Source organism: Pseudolabrys sp., assembly GCF_050250095.1.
In the GTDB taxonomy this organism is placed as follows: Bacteria; Pseudomonadota; Alphaproteobacteria; order Rhizobiales; family Xanthobacteraceae; genus Pseudolabrys.
Genome location: NZ_JBFWPH010000001.1, coordinates 650,728 through 670,127 on the forward strand (window position 1 = coordinate 650,728; position 19,400 = coordinate 670,127).

General features: G+C 64.0%; 22 protein-coding genes and 1 riboswitch. Of the genes, 13 read left to right on the top strand and 9 right to left on the bottom strand.

The window, feature by feature from the left end:
• Positions 1-13 precede the first annotated feature (13 nt).
• The 4 genes from AB7F10_RS03120 (at position 14) to AB7F10_RS03135 (ending at position 3,790) form a co-directional block, all read left to right on the top strand.
• On the top strand, positions 14-1,675 hold the full coding sequence (locus tag AB7F10_RS03120) for a fumarate hydratase (protein ID WP_428557732.1): 1,662 nt from the start codon (positions 14-16) through the stop codon (positions 1,673-1,675).
• 161 nt (positions 1,676-1,836) lie between these two features.
• Positions 1,837-2,175 (top strand): GIY-YIG nuclease family protein, encoded by a 339-nt coding sequence (locus AB7F10_RS03125; protein WP_428557731.1) that lies wholly within the window; start codon positions 1,837-1,839, stop codon positions 2,173-2,175.
• A gap of 2 nt (positions 2,176-2,177) precedes the next feature.
• Positions 2,178-3,164 (top strand): Bug family tripartite tricarboxylate transporter substrate binding protein, encoded by a 987-nt coding sequence (locus AB7F10_RS03130; protein WP_428557730.1) that lies wholly within the window; start codon positions 2,178-2,180, stop codon positions 3,162-3,164.
• A gap of 251 nt (positions 3,165-3,415) precedes the next feature.
• On the top strand, positions 3,416-3,790 hold the full coding sequence (locus tag AB7F10_RS03135; RefSeq protein WP_428557729.1) for a hypothetical protein: 375 nt from the start codon (positions 3,416-3,418) through the stop codon (positions 3,788-3,790).
• A gap of 107 nt (positions 3,791-3,897) precedes the next feature.
• Here the strand turns inward: AB7F10_RS03135 and AB7F10_RS03140 are convergent, their stop codons facing one another.
• Positions 3,898-4,488, bottom strand: a complete 591-nt coding sequence (locus AB7F10_RS03140) for a hypothetical protein (RefSeq protein WP_428557728.1) — start codon at positions 4,486-4,488, stop codon at positions 3,898-3,900.
• A gap of 721 nt (positions 4,489-5,209) precedes the next feature.
• Between AB7F10_RS03140 and AB7F10_RS03145 the strand changes: the two genes are divergently transcribed.
• The 4 genes from AB7F10_RS03145 (at position 5,210) to AB7F10_RS03160 (ending at position 10,202) form a co-directional block, all read left to right on the top strand.
• Complete coding sequence (locus tag AB7F10_RS03145; protein WP_428557727.1) at positions 5,210-6,556, top strand: substrate-binding protein; 1,347 nt, start codon at positions 5,210-5,212, stop codon at positions 6,554-6,556.
• Positions 6,557-6,737: 181 nt separating this feature from the next.
• Positions 6,738-7,613 carry a branched-chain amino acid ABC transporter permease gene (locus AB7F10_RS03150; RefSeq protein WP_428557726.1) on the top strand — a complete coding sequence of 292 codons (876 nt, stop codon included), beginning with the start codon at positions 6,738-6,740 and terminating at the stop codon, positions 7,611-7,613.
• Between the two features lie 13 nt (positions 7,614-7,626).
• The gene (locus AB7F10_RS03155; RefSeq protein ID WP_428557725.1) at positions 7,627-9,504 is read left to right on the top strand and encodes an ABC transporter permease subunit; all 1,878 of its coding nucleotides are present in this window, start codon (positions 7,627-7,629) and stop codon (positions 9,502-9,504) included.
• Positions 9,504-10,202 (top strand): ABC transporter ATP-binding protein, encoded by a 699-nt coding sequence (locus tag AB7F10_RS03160; protein WP_428557724.1) that lies wholly within the window; start codon positions 9,504-9,506, stop codon positions 10,200-10,202. The genes AB7F10_RS03155 and AB7F10_RS03160 overlap by 1 nt, the downstream gene beginning before the upstream one ends.
• A gap of 12 nt (positions 10,203-10,214) precedes the next feature.
• Here the strand turns inward: AB7F10_RS03160 and AB7F10_RS03165 are convergent, their stop codons facing one another.
• A complete protein-coding gene (locus AB7F10_RS03165; RefSeq protein ID WP_428557723.1) occupies positions 10,215-10,982 on the bottom strand; it encodes an SGNH/GDSL hydrolase family protein in 768 nt (255 codons plus the stop codon).
• A gap of 20 nt (positions 10,983-11,002) precedes the next feature.
• On the bottom strand, positions 11,003-12,133 hold the full coding sequence (locus AB7F10_RS03170; RefSeq protein WP_428557722.1) for an OpgC family protein: 1,131 nt from the start codon (positions 12,131-12,133) through the stop codon (positions 11,003-11,005).
• Between the two features lie 261 nt (positions 12,134-12,394).
• Between AB7F10_RS03170 and AB7F10_RS03175 the strand changes: the two genes are divergently transcribed.
• The gene (locus AB7F10_RS03175) at positions 12,395-12,673 is read left to right on the top strand and encodes a DUF6894 family protein (protein WP_428557721.1); all 279 of its coding nucleotides are present in this window, start codon (positions 12,395-12,397) and stop codon (positions 12,671-12,673) included.
• 10 nt (positions 12,674-12,683) lie between these two features.
• Here the strand turns inward: AB7F10_RS03175 and AB7F10_RS03180 are convergent, their stop codons facing one another.
• The 3 genes from AB7F10_RS03180 to AB7F10_RS03190 form a co-directional block, all read right to left on the bottom strand.
• A complete protein-coding gene (locus tag AB7F10_RS03180; protein ID WP_428557720.1) occupies positions 12,684-12,860 on the bottom strand; it encodes a hypothetical protein in 177 nt (58 codons plus the stop codon).
• A gap of 385 nt (positions 12,861-13,245) precedes the next feature.
• Positions 13,246-13,425, bottom strand: coding sequence for a hypothetical protein (locus AB7F10_RS03185; protein ID WP_428557719.1), 180 nt, complete (start codon positions 13,423-13,425; stop codon positions 13,246-13,248).
• Between the two features lie 169 nt (positions 13,426-13,594).
• Positions 13,595-13,735 carry a hypothetical protein gene (locus AB7F10_RS03190; RefSeq protein WP_428557718.1) on the bottom strand — a complete coding sequence of 47 codons (141 nt, stop codon included), beginning with the start codon at positions 13,733-13,735 and terminating at the stop codon, positions 13,595-13,597.
• Positions 13,736-14,077: 342 nt separating this feature from the next.
• Between AB7F10_RS03190 and AB7F10_RS03195 the strand changes: the two genes are divergently transcribed.
• A complete protein-coding gene (locus AB7F10_RS03195; protein WP_428557717.1) occupies positions 14,078-14,344 on the top strand; it encodes a hypothetical protein in 267 nt (88 codons plus the stop codon).
• A gap of 246 nt (positions 14,345-14,590) precedes the next feature.
• Entirely contained in the window at positions 14,591-15,037 is a 447-nt protein-coding gene (locus AB7F10_RS03200) for a DUF2231 domain-containing protein (protein ID WP_428557716.1), read from the top strand.
• Positions 15,038-15,055: 18 nt separating this feature from the next.
• Here the strand turns inward: AB7F10_RS03200 and AB7F10_RS03205 are convergent, their stop codons facing one another.
• Entirely contained in the window at positions 15,056-15,208 is a 153-nt protein-coding gene (locus AB7F10_RS03205) for a hypothetical protein (protein ID WP_428557715.1), read from the bottom strand.
• Positions 15,209-15,335: 127 nt separating this feature from the next.
• Positions 15,336-15,397, bottom strand: a riboswitch (Fluoride riboswitch).
• A 22-nt stretch (positions 15,398-15,419) separates the two neighbouring features.
• On the opposite strand from AB7F10_RS03205, the gene AB7F10_RS03210 reads away from it, so the two are divergent.
• A complete protein-coding gene (locus AB7F10_RS03210; RefSeq protein ID WP_428557714.1) occupies positions 15,420-15,584 on the top strand; it encodes a hypothetical protein in 165 nt (54 codons plus the stop codon).
• Positions 15,585-15,638: 54 nt separating this feature from the next.
• On the opposite strand, the gene AB7F10_RS03215 is transcribed toward AB7F10_RS03210, so the two are convergent.
• Together AB7F10_RS03215 and AB7F10_RS03220 are read right to left on the bottom strand one after the other, a co-directional pair.
• The gene (locus tag AB7F10_RS03215; RefSeq protein WP_428557713.1) at positions 15,639-16,016 is read right to left on the bottom strand and encodes a hypothetical protein; all 378 of its coding nucleotides are present in this window, start codon (positions 16,014-16,016) and stop codon (positions 15,639-15,641) included.
• An 887-nt stretch (positions 16,017-16,903) separates the two neighbouring features.
• Positions 16,904-17,302, bottom strand: coding sequence for a response regulator (locus AB7F10_RS03220; RefSeq protein WP_428557712.1), 399 nt, complete (start codon positions 17,300-17,302; stop codon positions 16,904-16,906).
• 325 nt (positions 17,303-17,627) lie between these two features.
• On the opposite strand from AB7F10_RS03220, the gene recA reads away from it, so the two are divergent.
• Positions 17,628-18,725 (top strand): recombinase RecA, encoded by a 1,098-nt coding sequence (gene recA, locus AB7F10_RS03225; RefSeq protein WP_428557711.1) that lies wholly within the window; start codon positions 17,628-17,630, stop codon positions 18,723-18,725.
• Positions 18,726-19,400: the final 675 nt, after the last annotated feature.

Below are 19,400 nucleotides of genomic sequence, written 5' to 3' on the forward strand. Positions count from 1 at the left end.
AAAGGATGCCGCGATGAACGCCCCGGTCACGCCCCCGACACTGCCGCCCTACAAGCACACGCCTTTGTTTCCGCTGGGCAAGGACAAGACGCCGTTCCGCAAGATCGGCACCGCGGGGGTGCGGGTCGAGAAGGTGCTCGGCCGCGACATGCTGGTGGTGGAGCGCGAGGCGATCCGGCTGTTGTCGGAGGCCGCCTTCGCCGACATCAATCACCTGCTGCGCCCGGCGCATCTGAAGCAGTTGCGTTCGATCCTCGACGACCCGGAGGCAAGCGCGAACGACAAGTTCGTCGCCTTCGACTTCCTGAAGAACGCCAACATCGCCGCCGGCGGCGTGCTGCCGATGTGCCAGGACACCGGCACGGCGATCATCATGGGCAAGAAGGGCGGCGCGGTGCTGACCGACGGCTCCGACGAGGCCGCGCTCGCGGAAGGCGCGCGCGACGCGTATCTGAAAAAGAACCTGCGCTATTCGCAGCTCGCGCCGCTGACCATGTTCGAGGAGAAGAACACACGCTCCAACATGCCGGCGCAGGTCGAGATCTATGCCGAAGGCGAGGGCGCGCCGGCCGACGAATACAAGTTCCTGTTCATCGCCAAGGGCGGCGGCTCGGCCAACAAGGCGTTCCTGTTTCAGGCGACGCCGTCGATCCTGACGCATGACCGCATGCTGGCGTTTTTGAAGGAGAAGGTGCTGACGCTCGGCACCGCGGCGTGCCCGCCCTATCACCTCGCCATCGTGATCGGCGGTACCTCGGCCGAACTCACCATGAAGACGGTGAAGCTCGCCTCGACGAAATATTACGACACGCTGCCGACCAGGGGCTCGGAGGATGGCCACGCCTTCCGCGATCTCGAGATGGAGCAGGAAGTGCTGAAGATGACGCAGTCGACCGGTGTCGGTGCGCAGTTCGGCGGCAAGTACTTCTGCCACGACGTGCGGGTGATCCGCCTGCCGCGCCACGGCGCGTCACTACCCATTGGACTTGGCGTGTCATGCTCGGCGGACCGCCAGGCGGTCGGCAAGATCAACCGCGACGGCATCTTCCTCGAGGAGCTGGAGCACAATCCGGCGCAGTATCTGCCGGACGTCGATCAGGACAAGCTCGCCGGCGGCGAGGTGGTGAAGGTCGATCTGCGCAAGCCGATGAAGGAGATCCTCGCGCAGCTTTCCAAGTATCCGCCGAAGACGCGGCTGTCGCTGACCGGCACCATGGTCGTCGCGCGCGATCTGGCGCACGCGAAGCTGCGCGAGCGTCTGGAGCGCGGCGAGGGGCTGCCGGATTATTTCAAGAACCACCCGGTCTATTACGCCGGCCCGGCCAAGACGCCGGAGGGCTACGCCTCCGGTGCGTTCGGGCCCACGACGGCGGGGCGGATGGACAGTTACATCGACCAGTTCCAGGAGGCCGGCGGCTCGATGGTGATGGTCGCGAAGGGCAACCGCTCGGCGCAGGTGCGCGAGGCCTGCAAGACGCACGGCGGCTTCTATCTGGCGTCGATCGGCGGCTCGGCGGCGAACCTCGCGGAAAACTGCATCAAGAAAGTGGAGGTGCAGGAATATCCGGAGCTCGGCATGGAGGCGATCTGGAAGATCGAGGTCGAGAACTTTCCGGCCTTCATCGTCATCGACGACAAGGGCAACGACTTCTTCAAAGAGCTGAATCTGGGCTAGGTGAGGCGGGCCTCATTCTTCGAGACGGCGCCATCGCGCGTCGGAGACGCGCGTGAACGCGCGCTGATGGTGCCTCCTCAGGATGAGGAGAGATTGACTTCCCGCAACGATAATCCTCATCCTGAGGAGCGCCGTCAGGCGCGTCTCGAAGGATGAGGCCCGTGAGCGGAGCCATTCTTTACATTCTGCGTTGCGCCGACGGGCATTTCTATGTCGGAACGACACGCAAGGCTCTCAGCCAACGTGTCGCCGAGCATAACGCTGGCGCTTTCAACGGCTATACGGCCGCGCGTCGGCCGGTGAAGCTCGTTTTCTCCGAGCACTTTCCCAACACGGTGGACGCGATTGCAACGGAGAGAAAAATCAAAGGCTGGAGCAGGGCCAAGAAACAGGCTCTGATCGATGGCGATTGGAGCCGTGTATCTTTGCTTGCGCGGCGTGGGCGGCCTCATCCTTCGAGACGGCGCTGCGCGCCTCCTCAGGATGAGGGGAGAGGGTGAGCGTGCTTATCCATTCCATCAATCGCCGCGCGCTTCTTGTTGCTCTGGGCGCGGGCGCATTGGCCGGCGCGGCGCGCGCGCAAGGCGCGTACCCCGCAAAACGCATTACGCTGATCGTGCCCTTCGCGGCGGGCGGCTCGACCGACGTGATCGCCCGCGTCGTTGCGCGCGGGCTTGCCGCCGAACTGAAACAGCAGGTCGTGGTCGAGAACCACGCCGGGGCGGGCGGTTCGCTCGGCACCGGGCTGATCGTGAAGGCGCCGCCCGACGGCTATACGCTCGGCATGGGCACCGCCTCGACCCTCGCCATCAACCCGGCCGCCTATCGCAACCTGCCTTACGACGTGACCAAAGACCTCGCACCGATTTCCAATATTGCCGCGGTGCCCAACATCATGTCGGTCCACCCGTCGGTGCCGGCGCGCGACATGAAAGAGTTCATCGCGCTGGCGAAGGCGCAGCCGGGCAAGCTCAGCTACGGCTCGTCCGGCAACGGCTCGGTCGCGCATCTGATGGGCGAGCAGTTCAAGCTCGCGACCGGCACGGACCTCGTGCATGTGCCCTATCGCGGCATCGGGCCGGCGATGAGCGATGCGATCGGCGGGCAGATCCAGGTGCTATTCGACAACCTGCCGACCTCATTGCCGCAGGTGCAGGCGGGCAAGCTGCGCGCGCTCGGCGTTTCGGGCGAGGCCCGCGTCGCCGCGCTGCCGGCGGTGCCGACCTTCGCGGAACTGGGCCTCGCCGACCTCAACTGGATGGCCTTCTTCGGCCTCGTCGCGCCGGCGGGCGTGCCGCCGGCGATCGTCGCGCGGCTGAACGCCGCCGTGGTGAAGGCGCTGGCTGTACCGGAGGTCGGACACACGCTGGCCTTGCAGCAGGCGCGGCCGGTCGGCAACTCGCCCGACGCTTTTCGCGCCGAGATCGCGCGCGAACTCGTCCGGATGAAGCGCGCGGTGGATGCCGCGCACATCAGGGTCGGCGGCTAGTTCTTCGCGGCGAAAACATTTCGCGAACAATTCATTTGTGTACGGTCGATTTCTCGACCGCATAAAATCAGGTGCCTCAAATCTGAGACGCCGACTATTCAACCTTAAAATTTTCAGGCCGGACAAATTTCGTGTGTAAGATGAAATGAGGGCTGCGCCGGATGGGCCGGCATGCTCAGATGCCGCCGCCGTCAGCGCGCGGCAAACGATAAGAAACGGCAAACAAGAAGAAACGTTCGGAAGGGGAAGCCATGGCTGGACCGAAAGTCGATTTCGATGCCCCCGATCTTGCCCATCAAATCGAGAAGCTCAGCCAGGCCGAAATCAACGCACTGCCGTTCGGAGTCATGCTGCTCGATCTCGACGGCCTGATCCGGTTTTACAGCGACACCGAGGCGCGGCTGTCGGGCTACAATCAGTCGGCGGTGGGAATCAATCTCTACGAATTCTGCGAGCGTTTCGGCGGACTGGATTTCTGCGGCCGGATCGCAGAGGCCGCGGAGCAGGGCGGCGTCAATCTCGAATTCGGCTGGACCGGCGACTACGACAATCCGAAGCGCGACCTGCGCATCCGCGTGCAGTCGGCCTCGCGCGGCGGCGTCTGGCTTTGCATCGATCGCGACTAATTTTTGCGCATGGTCTTATCCGGCCTCGCTTCGTCCGCCGAAGCGGACTTCGCGAAGGCGGGAAACCGGTCCCCACTTTTCGGGACCATGCGCGGGCGCTCGCGGGATCAGAGGCCCGAGCCGAACTTCGCCATCACGACGATGATCGCGACCTGCATCGTGCCCTGAATCGCAACGACGCGGATATAGGAACCCATCACGCGGCCGATCTCGGCCGGGTCGGCGTCGGGGCGCTTGTAGATGTAATAGAGACGGATGTTGGTCGGCAGCAGGTAGAACAGTCCCTGCACGCCGAGCACGGTGACGATCGCAAGCGCGGCGATCACCCACCAGAATTCCGGATAGCCGAGATCGAGATAGCCGATCTGCGAGGCGAGAAACCAGCCCGACGTCGAGGTGATGATCGACAGGCTCGGCATCAGGAACATGGTGCGCGGAATAAGATTGAGCATCACGGCGCGTCGCACCGGCAGCGCGGTCATCCGCAGCACCGGCCCGACGATGAAGCCCATGAACAGGTCGATGCCGGTCCACAGCACGCCCGCCATGATGTGAACGTAGGTGAGGAACCACTGATTGCCGATGACAATCGCGGCGACCATGATGGCGAGTGCGATCAGCGACAGCGCGACGGCCAGCGGGCGGACCAGCCCGGATTCCGGTTGCGCAAGGGTGGCGGGATTGGCGGTTTCGGTCATCTGACTGCTTCGGCGATGGGCGGCCTCGCCGGCGGGGCGGGATGCCGGCCGGCGCAGGACAGAAACGAAAAGCGGACGATTTGGCAAGCAGGGTTCCGACCGCACTGCAACATCGCCGGCGCGGGATAACGAAACGGCGGAATCCGGCCTCTGTCTTCGACTTTCGTCGTGTCGCGCGGTGAGCGAACCGAAGCCCATGACACGGCCGCCTCGGGCGAGGGCGCTTCCGCGTCGGCGGAGTCTTTATCTCCTACGCGCGTTGCGATGCGCGTGAATGAAGGCTCGCGCTCTGCGTCGTCGTCATGCGTCGGAAGACGATACGCGCGAGCATCCGTCACGCATCATCTGCGCGAGAAAGTTCCATAGGCAAACTTAATTGAACGATAGTCGCTGCACGAGAGCACTTAGTGCGCGCGCACGTGACGCGATAATGCGTGCAGCTTTCGTTGAAGCATGCGCACCGACATTCATTGCATCGCGGATCGCCACGAAAAATTTTCTCGAACGAAAGTGGCATTGACGCGACGTGCTCTCCATGACGGAATTTGCAACAATGACGGCATCGGCGCGCAAACGAATTGGCGCGTTGGATGACACGACTGTTGCATTGGGGGCTTTCGCGGCAGCCGTCAGCGACGAGCGAACACATCGTCGTCGAGAAAAATACACAAACACATTCGGGGCACGCCTCGAATGAACCTCATAAGGGAGGAGAACTGATATGGCATTTTCTTTTGACGATAACGGCGTGTCCCGCCGTGCGCTGCTGCAGGGCAGTGCGGGTCTCGCCGGCAGCATGATGCTGCCCGGCTTCGCGGGCATGGCCTTTGCGGCCAACGAGCCGGCGATCGGCACCTGGCCGGAAGGCTCGAAAGGTAATTCGGTCACCGTCAGCATCGCGGTGCCGCGCACCGGCGCCTATGCGGTGCAGGGCGAAGACGAGCTCAAGGGCTGGCAGCTCGCGGTCGAGCACATGAATTCCGGCCACGAGCTGATGAAGAAATTTGTGCCGACCCTGAAGAAGGGCGTGCTCGGCAAGGAAGTGAAGATGGTGGTCGCCGATTCGGGCGCCAAGCCGAACATCGCCGTGCAGGCTCACCAGCGCGCCATCTCCGAGAACAAGGCCGTGCTGCTGACCGGCTCGACCTCGTCGGCGGTCGCGGTTGCGACCAACAAGCTCGCGCAGCGCGAACACGTTCTCTATGTCTCGGGCATCTCCGGCTCGAACGACACCACCGGCAAGGACTGCGTGCGCTACGGCTTCCGCCAGAACTTCTACGGCGAGACCGCGGCGAACGCGATCGGCCCGGTGCTGGTCAAGGCGTTCGGCAAGGGCAAGAAGGCGGCGTTCATGACGCCGGACTACACCTATGGCCACACCGTCACCAAGTCGGTCAACGAGTACCTGACCAAGAACGGCGGCTGGACGCAGGTGACCGATCAGGTGTCGCCGCTCGGCACCCAGGACTTCTCGCAGTACCTGACCAACATCGCGAACTCCGGCGCCGACGTCATCGTCAACGTCAACTGGGGCCGTGACGCCGTGCTGTCGGTGCAGCAGGCCAAGCAGTTCGGCCTGACGCCGAAGATGAAGATGGTGATCCCGTACCAGATTCCGTTCCTGGCGAAGGAAGCCGGTCCGGAGCTGATGGCGGGCGTGTTCGCCGCCACCGACTACTGGTGGACGCTGGAAGACAAGTATCCGCTCGCCAAGATGTTCAACGCCGCCTTCGTCAAGAAGTTCGGCTATCACCCCGAGTGGGGCGCGGAAAACGCCTATGTCAGCTTCGCCCACTGGGCGCGGATGGTGGAAGCGGCCGGCACCTTCTATCCGCCGGCGGTCATCAAGCAGTACGAAAAGGGCGAGACCGTCCCGTCGATGGTCGGCGACGCCCATTATCGCCCGCAGGACCACCAGCTGGTGCGTCCGGTCGTCATCGTCCGCGGCAAGGAGCCGAAGGCGATGAAGAACAAGGAAGACTTCTGGGAAGTTCTCGAGGTTGTTCCGGGCGAGCCGCTGATGCAGAAGCCGGACGCCTTCGGCTGCAAGCTCGGCGACTACACCTGATGTGACAGGAGCCGCTTCCGCCGCAGGGCGGAGGCGGCTTTCCGCATAACGGCCGGCGCGCCGGGACGAGCTGCAAGGCAGCCCGCCCTCGCGCCGGCTGTCACCGCATGACGCGCCATGACCAGGCCGTCGAGGCCGGCGACGCGCCGGAGACGATAGCGGACACGAACGGGACGGGATCGTGATCAACTGGGGCAACTTCATTTCGCAATGTTTCAACGGGCTGGTGCTCGGCGCGCTGCTTGCGCTGATCTCCTCCGGCCTGACGATCATCTACGGCACGCTCGGCGTTCTGAACCTCGCGCATGGCGCGATGTTCATGCTGGGCGGTTATGCCGGCTGGGTCGCCTATGGCTACACCGGCTCGTTCATCGTCGCGGTGCTTTGCGGCTCGCTGTTCGTCATGGTGGTCGGCATCGTGGTCGAGCGGGTCATCATCCGCTACTTCTATACGCGCCCGCACGAGGACCAGCTTCTCGTCACCTTCGGCCTCGGCATCGTATTCGTCGAAGCGGTGCGGTTCTTCTTCGGCAGCCTCTCGAAGATGGTGCCGCCGCCGCCGCCGCTGGTCGGCATCATGAATCTCGGCTTCATGTTCTACCCGACCTACCGCATCGCGCTGCTCGGCATCGTCGCGGTGGCGCTGCTCGCACTGTTCATCGTGCTCTACAAGACGCGGATCGGCATGATCGTGCGGGCCGGCATCGAGGACGCGGTGATGGTCGATGCGCTCGGCATCGACGTCTACAAGGTGTTCATGCTGGTATTCGGCATCGGCGCGATGGCGGCTGGCTTTGCCGGCATCGTCAATGCACCGGTGGTGTCGATTGCGCCGGACGTCGGCGAGGCGATCCTGGTGCAGACCTTCGTCGTCGTCGTGATCGGCGGCGTCGGGTCTTTCCCCGGCGCGATCCTGGGCGGGCTGATCGCCGGCGAGATCATCAGCATCACCTCGATGTTCGACCCCGCTTACTCCTACGTCATGCTGTTTGCCGCGATGGTCGTCGTGCTGGTGGTGCGACCGTACGGCTTGCTGGGCGTCAAAGGCCGCGAATAGGTGAATTGCTCTCATGCTTAAACAGCGACCTTTCCTCGTCGAGACGTTGACGGCCATCGGCCTGATCCTGGCGCCGCTGGTGCTGCCCTATCTCGACTTCGCGCCCGACACCGTGAACCGCATCCTGGTGTGGGGCCTGTTCGGCATCGGCTTCGACATCCTGTTCGGCTACACCGGCCTCTTGTCGTTCGGCCAGTCGGCCTTTTACGGCACCGGCGGGTTCTTCGCGGCCTATCTGATGACGCGCGCCGGGTTCCCCTACGTGACGCTGGCGATCGTCGCCGGCACCGTGGCGGCGGCCGTGACCGGCTATCTGGTCGGCCTGATCGCGCTGCGGCGCACCGGAATCTATTTCGCGATGATCACGGTGGCGATCGCGGAAGTGTTCTTCTATCTCGAGTTCAATCCGCTCTCGGAATGGACCGGCGGCGAGAACGGGCTGCCCGGCGTGCCGACGCCGACGCTCAATCTCGGCTTCACGTCGATCAATTTCACCAGCGGCTGGTCGCTCTATCAGTATCTCGCGGTCTGCTATTTCGTCGGCATCGTCGTCGCGCTGCGCATCGTGCGTTCGCCGGTCGGCACCATCCTGCGCGCGGTGCGCGAGAATCCGCTGCGCGCCCAGGCGGTCGGCCACAACATTCACGGCTACAAGCTGACCGCTTTCGTGATCGCGGCCGCCTATGCGGGCTTCGCCGGCGGCCTGCTCGGCGTGCTGCAGGGTTTCATGCCCTACGAAGCCTTCGTGTTCGACACCTCCGGCCAGCTCGTCATGCAGACGGCGATCGGCGGCGCCGGCACGCTGTTCGGCCCGCTGGTCGGCGCGACGCTGTGGCTGTTCCTGCAGGACTTCCTGCAGGCCGCGTTGCATCTCGGCGCCGCCTGGAAGCTGGTGCTCGGCATGATTTTCGTGCTGCTGATCTGCTTCCTGCGCCGGGGCCTGATCGGCGCGATCGTCGATCTCTATGACCTCGCGACCGGCAAGAAGGTCAAGGAGGCGCCGGAGGAGGCGCCGATGGAACTCGGGCTGACGCCCGAGGAAGACGAGCAGCGCCGCGGCGTCGGCGAGGCCACGCGCGCGCCGGCGACGCCGGTGCTGGCGCATCACCGTCCGCCGTCGAACTTCGAGGGGCCGATCCTCAAGGCGACCGGCCTGACCAAGCGCTATGGCGGTCTCGTCGCCAACAGCGACGTCGATATCACGGTGAACCGCGGCGAACTGCGCGGCATCATCGGCCCGAACGGCGCCGGCAAGTCGACCTTCTTCAAGATGCTGACCTGCGAGATCCCGCCGACCTCGGGCACCATCATGTTCGAGGGGCAGGACATCACCGGCATGAGCGTCACCGACGTCTGCCAGCGCGGCCTGACCAAGAGCTACCAGGTCAACCAGCTGTTCAACCGGCTGACCGTGCGCGAGAACCTGACGATCGCGACGCTCGCCGATATTCGCGGCAAGTTCCGCCTCGACATGTTCCGCAGCGTCGGCAATATCCCGCATCTCACCGAACAGGTCGACCACACGGCCGAGCTCGTCAATCTGACGCAGCGGCTCGAAACCCCGGTGTCGGAACTCGCCTATGGCGAGAAGCGCCGCCTCGAGGTCGGCCTTGCGCTTGCGACTTCGCCATCCTTGCTGCTGCTCGACGAGCCGCTCGCCGGCATGAGCCCGCGCGAGCGCGTCGAAACCGTGCGCCTGCTGAAGTCGATCAGCCAAGGCCGCACCATGATCATCATCGATCACGACATGGATTCGCTGTTCGAACTGGTCGAGCGGGTCACCGTGTTGCAGGAGGGACGGGTGCTGGTCGAAGGCACGCCGGAAGAAATCAAGAGCAACGCGCTCGTCCAGGAAGCCTATCTCGGCGGCATGCACGGGGAGGTCCACTGATGAGCCTGCTCGAGGTCAAGGGACTGAACAGCTATTACGGCGACAGCCATATCCTGTTCGACGTCGATCTGCGCGTGGAGAAGAACGAGGTGGTGGCGCTGCTCGGCCGCAACGGCGCCGGCAAGTCCACCACCCTGAAGAGCCTGATGGGCGTCGTGACGCCGCGCAGCGGCGCGGTCCTGTTCGACGGCGCCGACATCGCCGGCAAGAAGGCGCATGCCATCGCGCGGGCCGGGATGCAGCTGGTGCCGGAAGAGCGGCGCATCTTCGGCAGCCTCAATGTCGAGGAGAACATCGTCCTCGCCGGACTGACGGCGGATGCCAAATGGCCGCTCGAGCGCATCTACGAGATGTTCCCGCGGCTCAAGGAGCGGCGCACCAGCCGCGGCACGGATCTGTCGGGTGGCGAGCAGCAGATGCTGGCGATCGCCCGCGCGCTGGTCCGCGACCCCAAGATCATCCTGCTCGACGAGCCGTTCGAGGGGCTCGCGCCGGTGATCGTGCGCGACCTGATGAAGGCCTGCCGCAATCTCGCGGAAGCGGGGCAGACCATCGTGCTGGTCGAGCAGAACCTCGCGGCGACGCTCGCGCTCGCCAACCGGGTCTACATCATCAACAACGGCCACATTGCGCATGAAGGGCCGGCGGCCGAGATCAAGGCCAACCCCGACGTGCTGCATCGCTATCTGGGCGTGTAAGGCGCGGCCGCGTTATTGCGGCCGCCGCTTCAGTCCCTTGGCGAAGGTGCCGAGCGTGATGGCGCGCGCGACATATTGCGCGAGGCAATTGTAGCCGGCCTCGTCGCGCTCGAACTCGTCGGCGGCGGGCGCCGCGGCGGTCGGGCCGTTGACGATCTGCATCGCCTCGTAGAAGCGGATCACCGGCACTTCCTCCTCGGCGGCGACCTTGCGCAAGGTGTCGCGGACCGACTTGTAATGCGTGTCGCGCAGCATCTCGCTGGCGAATTGCAGGCCGACCAGCACGACGTCGATTTTGTGGTCTTTCAGCCAGACGATCTGGTCGCGCACCGCGGCGGCGAAATCCTCGATCGGGACATAGGCGAGGGCGTCGTTGGTGCCGACCTGCCAGAGCACGAGGTCCGGCTCGTTCAGCGCCACCTCGTTCTTCATGCGGAAGGCGGCGTTGGCGGCGAGTTCGCCCGAAACGCCGCGATTGATCATGACGACGTCGATGCCGCGCAACGCGCGTTCCAGCATGGACTCGATCACGCCGCTGTAATCGCCGCGGGCGCGGATGCGGCCGGGCGCGGCGCCGAACGACAGGATGCGCAGCGTCTTGCCGCGGGCGAGCGCCGCCGCGACGTTCGGCAGCGCCGTCTCGGCGGCGAGCGCGCTGGCGCCGGGCTGGCAGAAGCGCGACAGCGCCGGCATCGGCAGCGCCTCCGACGGGGCCTCCTGCGCGGGCGCGGACTGCGGCGCGTTGCCTTGCGCGACAGCGGGCGCCGCGCCAAGCAGCATCGCCGCCGCGGCGGCGGCGATCAGGCGCGCACCGGGCGCTCTTTGCGTCCGCGTTCTCGAAGTTCTGCAAGCCATGCGGTGAACGCCATGATGAGGATGCCGGAAATTACCACGACGGTGTCGACGCCGACAGTGCCGCGGAAGACGTAGCGGACCACCTGCGCCAGCAGGCTGAGCAGCGAGCCGACGCAGAACACGTAAAGCGAATTGCGGCCGAGCATCGCGAACAGGGCGATCAGCGGCGTCATGAACCGGCGCGTCCAGGCGAAAGCGCCGAGCCGGCGGATATACGGGAACGCTACCGAGAACACCGCGACCAGCGACAGGAACTGGATCAGGCGGATCGGCGTCACGAAAGTCTTGTCGGCGATAAAGAACAGTTTCGGCGCGGGCACCTTGGTCGGGTCCGGCCACCAGCCGAACCACACGATCAGCACGCCGAGCAAGACGACCGGCAGCGCGGCGATCCTGATCTGGACGATATGGCGGCGCACGAAAGCGCCGGCGCCGGCGTCGCCCTTGGCCATCACGAAGCCGAGCACGAAGACAAGCTGCCAGGCGAGCGGATTGAAAAACCAGGTGCCGGGCACCGGCCAGGTCGGCAGCGTCAGGCGAAAGACAAGCGTGACGAGATAAAGCGCCAGCGACACCGGCAGCACCGCGTTCGGCGCGACGCGATCGAGCGCGGCAAAGGCGGGCGCCACCAGCATCAGCACGACATAGAGCGGCAGGATGTCGAAATAGCCGAGCTGATGGGTCAGCGCGGCAAGCCCGATATGGGTCGGGACCGGATCGTGAAACACCGCGGCCGCGTTGTGCCATTCGAGCAGCAGCGGATTGGCGAATTCGAGCGCACTCGCCGCCAGCAGGGCGATCGCGATCATCGTGATCAGCACCTGGGCGGCGTAAAGCTCCAGCGCCCGGCCGGTCAGCCGTAGCATCAGGTCGCGGGTCGGCATCCGGCGCTCGCCGACGCCGGACAGGAGCCGCACCGACCAGCCGGCGAGAAACACGAACAGGTCGGCGGAATCCGACAGCGACACATTGCCGTGGGTGAAGCGCGCGTAATAAAGCCCCGGAATGTGATTGATGAAAATTGTAATGAGTGCGAAGCCGCGCCAGAAATCGACGGCATTCGGTTCACGCGGCATAATCGGTGGCCTCAGTCTGTCGGCGTCGAGATTATGCCGGCAAACCCCGCCGGTTCGAGCCTCTGGAATGACAATCATTCGCGTTTTGACGAGCCGCGCAAGCCTCGTGTTAGACTTGTCACGATATCGACGCAGACGCTTGCAAGGGTCAGGTCGAGGGCGGGACCGGAGCGGCGGCTGGTCGCGGACGATGTACGTCAGTGACGACGTGCGTGGCGACGTGTGCGCCAGGCAACGATGTGCGTGAGGCGAGACTGACCCGTGCCGAAGTTCTATTTCCATTTCAGCGACGGACGGCGGACGTTCAGCGACACGCAAGGGGTCGATCTGACCGGATTCGGCGCGCTGCGCCGCGAGGCGGTGCGCCAGATCCGTGACATGAAGGCGGCGCAACTGGAAAGCGGCATGCACGGGTCGTGGCCGGACTGGACGGTGACCGCGGTCGACGCGCGGGGCGCGCCGGTGCTGCATATGGCGTTCGACCTGACGCCGAAGCCGTTGCCGGCGCGCGACACGCTGCCGGCCGGCCCGCAGAACTAGAACGATCGTATTAGCTGTCGTCGCCGCAGGCGCGCTTGCGCGGTGCGGCGGGGTTCGCCTCGTCGATCCAGGCGGCGCGGGCCGCAAGCTCATCGGCAACGAATTCGAGGCGGCTCGCCGTTTCGCGCGCGGTCTGCACGAGACTTCGGCATTCTTCGGCCAGTTCCGTCAGGGAAGACTTCGTCACGGTTCGGCTCTCGGTTGCACGCGGACGAAAATCCGCGGGATCGGTTGTGTATCGACCATGATCCGCGCCGGTTAATATTTCAAGTTTAAAAAGTTGTAATTTGAAATATCTGCCATGCATCCGCGCATGGTGCAGGCGGGACGGTCGGGGCGAGGGCGGCTGGTACGCGACGCCGCAAACGCCCCGCTTCGCGGCGGCCACGCGGGCCGCGCGTGGCGGTGACGGGGTACTACGACTTGTTACGACGGCGGCTTGCGAGAATGCGCCGGCAGAATTTCATCGGAGCGAGCGGCGTTACTCGCGTCCGTTACTTCACGCCGTTACTTCACGCCGTTACTGGCGGCCTTTACTTGCGGCCTTTATTTGCAGCGGTTACTCGACGCCTTTACTTGCCGCGCGACAGCGCGGACTTCTTGACCTTGCGGTCGCGTTCGGTGTCGATCTCGACCGCCTTCGCCCAGAATTCGCTGGCCATCGCTTCGAGCTGATCGGCAGCCTCGCGCGCCTGGCGCACGAGCCGCAGGCAATCGTCGGCCTTGTCCATGAAATATTGGGCGTCGCGCATCGAACCCTTGCTCCTAATACGCGAGCAGCTATAGAACACGCGGGTTTATTTCAAGTATAAAATATATGTACGCAAAATAAAATTTTCAAATTGCAAGAAATGGCTGCAAAGCGCGGCCGGACCGAACGAATCTTGCGTGGAAAGCCGCGGAAAAGATCGCGGAGCGCGCTTACCGCCTGGCGGGCTGCGTCACGCCGATCGCCGCGGTTTCGATACCGACAGCCGGGGGTGTGTTGACCTGATAGAATGCGGCGGTGAGCAGAACGATTGCGGTCAGGGCAAAGCCCAGCCGGACCCAACAATCAGCCATCGGTGCCACCCTTCCTGACATGCCGGCGACCTTACGCGCTGAAACCGGGGCCCGCCCATCGCAGGCTCGGAACGCAGTAAATCCGCGTGCTTAACGGGGCCGGCCCCCACGAGCCGGTGCGGTAGCCGTGCATGCCCAATCCGGCGGAATAACGGCTCAAACAAGGTGGCTTCGGGCCGTTTCGGCCTTTGGTCGACCGGTGGTTAAGACTTATCTCATATTTTAATGGCACATATCGTAACGAAATTCGGGACGAAGTCCGGACCGTCGCGCACCGCTGCGACGGCCGGCACGACACAGGACGCCCGTGACCGGGCGGCCTCAAGGGTCGGAGGAATGGGAATGGACTGCACCGTGGTGGCTGTACGGCCGGCCCATGGCGGCTGGATCGTCGAACAGGGGCCGCAGCAGTCGGGCCCTTACTTCTCCGACGACATGGCGATGCGGGTGGCGCTGGCGCAGGTGCAGGATCTCGCCCGCAGCGGCAAGCCGGCCCGCCTCTCGGTGCAGAACGGCGAGGGCGAGCCGCAGGCCGAGATCTGCCGCTGCCGCGACTTCATGCATACCGCCGCGATGTTGCGCGGCGCGGCGGCGAAGCGGACCTGCTAGGGCCTTTCCGGCTTCGATGGAATCGAAGCCGGGGTTTCTAGTTTTGCTTTGTCGCGTCTTTTGACGCGATCCGGGCTCCACTTCGCTTGAAAACGCTCCCGCGACAATCGGTTGCGAAGCGCAGCGCGCGATTCCCAAATGCAGCGTCCGCTGCACCGCCGGCGGAACCGCAGCGCGCTGCCGCGCGTTTCCATGATGGAATCTCACATCAATCATAGCAGGGGCGGGTCAAGTTAGGACAATCCAATGGCCAATCCGCGCAGCACGGCCAGCATTGCCGGCCATCCGATTCATCCGATGTTGATTCCGTTTCCCGTCGCTTTCTTCGTCGGCACCTTCGCGGCCGACCTCGGCTACTGGTATTCTGGCAACCCGCTATGGGTCACCGCCTCGCTCTGGCTGCTCGGCGCCGGCCTGGTGATGGGCGCGCTGGCGGCGGCGATGGGGTTGATCGACCTGTTCGGCGACCGCCAAATCCGTGCGCTACGCGACGTGTGGTGGCATGCCGGCGGCAATATCGTCGCCGTGCTGATCGAACTCTGCAACTGGTTCACGCGCTACGAACACGGCGCGGCCGCGGTGATCCCGAGCGGCATCGTGCTGTCGCTGATCGTGGTGCTGATCCTGCTGTTCACCGGCTGGAAGGGATGGGAGATGGTCTATCGCCATCGCGTTGGCGTCGCCGATCTGTGACGCCGATGTCGTCCGGGTCTACTCGCGGCCGAAAACTTTGAAGGCGATGTAGCCGCACATCGCGACATAAGCCGCGACCAGCACGCCGGCGGGTTCCGCCATGCCGAACAGCAGCACGGCGATGGCGGCGGCGATCGCAAACCATATATCGGGCGGCAGGCGGGGGACCATCGCAGTCACGCAGTTGTACAGTGTAGTGCGCGGCGGGCGCACACACGGCCGAATTCGCGACGACGATCCGACAGACCTTTGACGAGAAATTGTTCTTGCACCGCCATAGCTCCTACCTGCGCCAAGCGCATTGGTAGGAGTCATCAGCCGGACCGGCGGTTATCGGGGGACCCCATCCCCATCGGTCTCGAGTGTAGCGGGAGTGCGGCGCATGAGCCAGTCTCGTTTTATAGGCCCCATTACGCTGGCCTTGCTGGCGGGTGTGTGGCTGGCGGTTCTGTTCGGCGACGCCTCTTCGCAGCAGCTCGGCGGTCTCGCCGTGCTGACGATCATCGCCGGCGCGATGGCGATGCTGACGCTGCGCGGCCGGCGCTGAAATGACAAAGGCCGCCGGCGAGGGCGGCCTTCGCTGTTCCAAGTCGCGCAGGCGTCAGCGCGAGCAGACCGCGACGCCCGCGGCCGCGCCGCACTGGCCGACATCCTTGCCGCCTTCGGACGACATGGTGCCGGGCGCGCCGTTGCAGGTCAGCGCGATGATCTGGCCGCCCTGCGCGCAGACAAGGTTGCCCGAGCCGCGCACCACATAGAACGGCGCACCGGCATCGCCCTTGTCACCCTTGTCGCCCTTCGGGCCGGCCGGACCAGGCTCGCCCTTCGCTCCCGCGGGACCGGCTTCGCCCTTCGGACCCGCATCGCCTTTCGGGCCTGCAGGACCGGCCGGGCCGGCGTCGCCTTTCGGTCCCTCGAAGCAGCCGCCCAGGGTCAGTGCGGCGGTCAGTGTCAGTGCCAGCGCTGCGATGCGCATCATGATTCGATCCTCCCCATGTCCCGTTTGCTTGTTCTGGTTTTGCTTGTTGCTCGCGCCGAAAGTGTAAGGGTGCGCTTGCGCCGGGGCCATTTGAAAATTGGAGACCCATCAGCGGGGGGACGTCAGAACGTATCGTGAAAACTGCATATTTCGCACAATGGACAGTGCCATTTCACAAAGCGGCAAAAAAAATTGGTAGTTTCGCAATACAAAAATTATGGCTCCGCCTTCATGAACGAGCCTAAAAAGCGCTGGATGGGCGCATCTGAAATGAAAGAGGCCGCCGGTTAGGGCGGCCTCCGAGCTGGCTATGCGTTAGCCGCTCTCATTCACGGTCAGCCCAAACTGAGCGTGATGTCTCATGGGTAGCTTGGCGCGAGCGCTGTCCAGTCCAGGCGAAAAGCGTACATCGCCATAAACATCACAACGACGGCGAGTGTGGCGACCGCCCATTGTGGCGGAACGAAATAAGTCGCCGCGGCCTTATGATTTTTCATTGATTGTCCCTTCGGGCCGTACCGCCTTCGTTTTCCCAGCGGTCGAGTGCAAGAAAAGCCCGGCAATATGCCGGGCTCCCTGCTTCCAAGCTGGGGTCTACGAAGTCGGACGACGACTTACTTTTGCTGCTCGGAAGGCTTCGACTGATTGCCCGGGTTCTGCTCGGCCGGCTTGGCGGGAGCGCCCTCGACGGGGGTCTTCTTGGTTTCATCGGTATTGACCGAAATATTCGTCATAGTATTTTTCCTCAAATACCTGAAAAGGATTTCTCAAGTACATTATATAAATGGTGTCTATTCTGAATAATACAAGACCCAACGTTCGCTGATCTTTTCCGTATATCAGGCCACTAGGGTCGAAACAGGCCAATACCCGCCGATTGGGGCGGCCTACTCAGGGGCAGGCGGCGCGGAGGTCGCTTGGTTGATAAGCTGCGATACCGCAGTCACCACTTGGGCCGGCGCAAACGGCTTTGTCACTAACACGCTGTTGGGGACACCTTGAGCCGCCCATTCATCTGCGCCGTGACCGGTTACATAAACAACCGGCAATTCTGGGTGCAGTTCGCGGGCATGTCTCGCCACATCCCACCCCGTGATCGGTCCAGGGCCTAGATGGATGTCCGTGACCAATGCCCGATAGTTGGCTTCCGGTGCGTCCAGCATTGCGAGGGCTTGCTTACCGAGCGTTGCTGTTGCGACGGTGAAGCCCGCCTCTTGAAGCGCCGCTTCGATTTCGCCCTGAAGGAGAACCTCGTCTTCCACGTATAGAATCGAAACAACTTCCACGGCGATCCCCCCATATGTCGGGGAGTAAACGCAGCGCAGAAGCTAATGGTTCATAAGTGAGTACAAAAACCGAAGTAGGCCACTCCAAAAATCAAACTAGGCCACTAGGGGTCGAAACAGGCCAGCACCAAATTCTGGGGAAGAACATATTGCGAACGGAGAACAAATAGTGTACGATGGTTCCTCAGTCGGCGGGGGCCGGCTGACCCGGCGGGGATGCTCCACGGTTCGGCCAGGGCGCAAAATCAAATGCGCACAATGGCTTGGATAAGGCGGGGGGCGCGTTGTCGGGGTGTCGAATCTGAGGGCATATAGGGAGCCACCGATGAGCCAGCCTGCGCTTCGTGTTGTTGATGGAAGTCCGATGGAAAAAGCCGACAAGTCGAAGGCGCTGACGGCCGCCCTGTCCCAGATCGAACGCCAGTTCGGCAAGGGCTCGGTGATGCGGCTCGGCAAGAACGACAAGGCGATGGATATCGAGGCGATCTCGACCGGCTCGCTCGGCCTCGACATCGCGCTCGGCATCGGCGGCCTGCCGCGCGGCCGGGTGGTCGAAATCTACGGTCCGGAATCCTCCGGCAAGACGACGCTGGCGCTGCACACCATCGCGGAAGCCCAGAAGAAGGGCGGCATCTGCGCCTTCGTCGACGCCGAACACGCGCTCGACCCGATCTATGCCCGTAAGCTCGGCGTCAATGTCGACGACCTCCTGATCTCGCAGCCCGACGCGGGCGAGCAGGCGCTCGAGATCGCCGACACGCTGGTGCGCTCCGGCGCGATCGACGTGCTGGTGGTCGACTCGGTCGCGGCTCTCGTGCCGCGCTCCGAACTCGAAGGCGAGATGGGCGACGTGCAGCCCGGCTCGCAGGCGCGCCTGATGAGCCAGGCGCTGCGCAAGCTCACGTCTTCGATCTCGCGCTCGCGCACCATGGTGATCTTCATCAACCAGATCCGCATGAAGATCGGCGTGATGTACGGCTCGCCGGAAACCACCTCGGGCGGCAACGCGCTGAAATTCTACGCCTCGGTCCGCCTCGACATTCGCCGCATCGGCGCGATCAAGGACCGCGACGAGGTGATCGGCAACCAGACCCGCGTCAAGGTCGTCAAGAACAAGCTCGCGCCGCCGTTCAAGCAGGTCGAGTTCGACATCATGTATGGCGAAGGCGTGTCCAAGCTCGGCGAGTTGATCGACCTCGGCGTCAAGGCCGGCGTGGTCGAGAAGTCGGGCGCCTGGTTCTCCTGCGACAGCCAGCGCATCGGGCAGGGCCGCGAAAACGCCAAGACGTTCCTCAAGGACAATCCCGACCTTGCCGCCAAGATCGAGGCGGCGGTGCGCCAGAACGCCGGCCTGATTGCCGAAGCGATCCTGGCCGGCGAAGACCCCGACGAAGATGACGACGACGAGGCGGCGGAGGCCTAACCGCCGGAAGCCTCATCGTCTTCCGGCAGCCGGCTTCGCCCCAGTCCCCTTGTCCCCGGGGCCGGCTGCCCTCCTTTTTGCCTTTGATGTTTTGCCACTGAACCGGAGATGGCTCGATCGCTGAGTGTGTTGCGTGTGGTGTGTGAGCGTTGCCTGTCGATATTGCCCCGCGAAGCGGCGCCCGTGTTGAGTAGCCCCGGTGTCGCAGCTTGAGTGTCTGAACGGGGTGCCGCGAGCGGAGGCTTTATCGGCTGGAACGTAGCGTGCGTGTTCGTGCGTGTTGTTGTGTGTCGTATCCGAGTGATCGTCAGCCATTGGAGTTGCGCCAGCGCCCCATGCCTGATCGCGATCCAAGCGGGAGCCTGACGATCGACCATCCGATCGCCGCGCCATTCCGGTTCTGTCGCGCGTATCGCCCCCGTCGGCACCCGGCTGCATAACGCGGCCGCCACCGAGGACGGGGGCGAGATGCGTTTTGGGCGCCGGCTGTGCGGCAATCCCGGGTTTTTGGAGGCTTGCCTGAATTTGCTGGCGCTTGCCTGATTTTCCGGGGCTGGCTGCGTCAATTCGGTTTGCGCCGGCGGGAACCAATCGCAGCGGCAAACCGTTTTGTCGATGACGCCTCGAACAGATGCGTCATGACTGGCCGGGGCAGGGGGTGGCCTTGATCCGGGG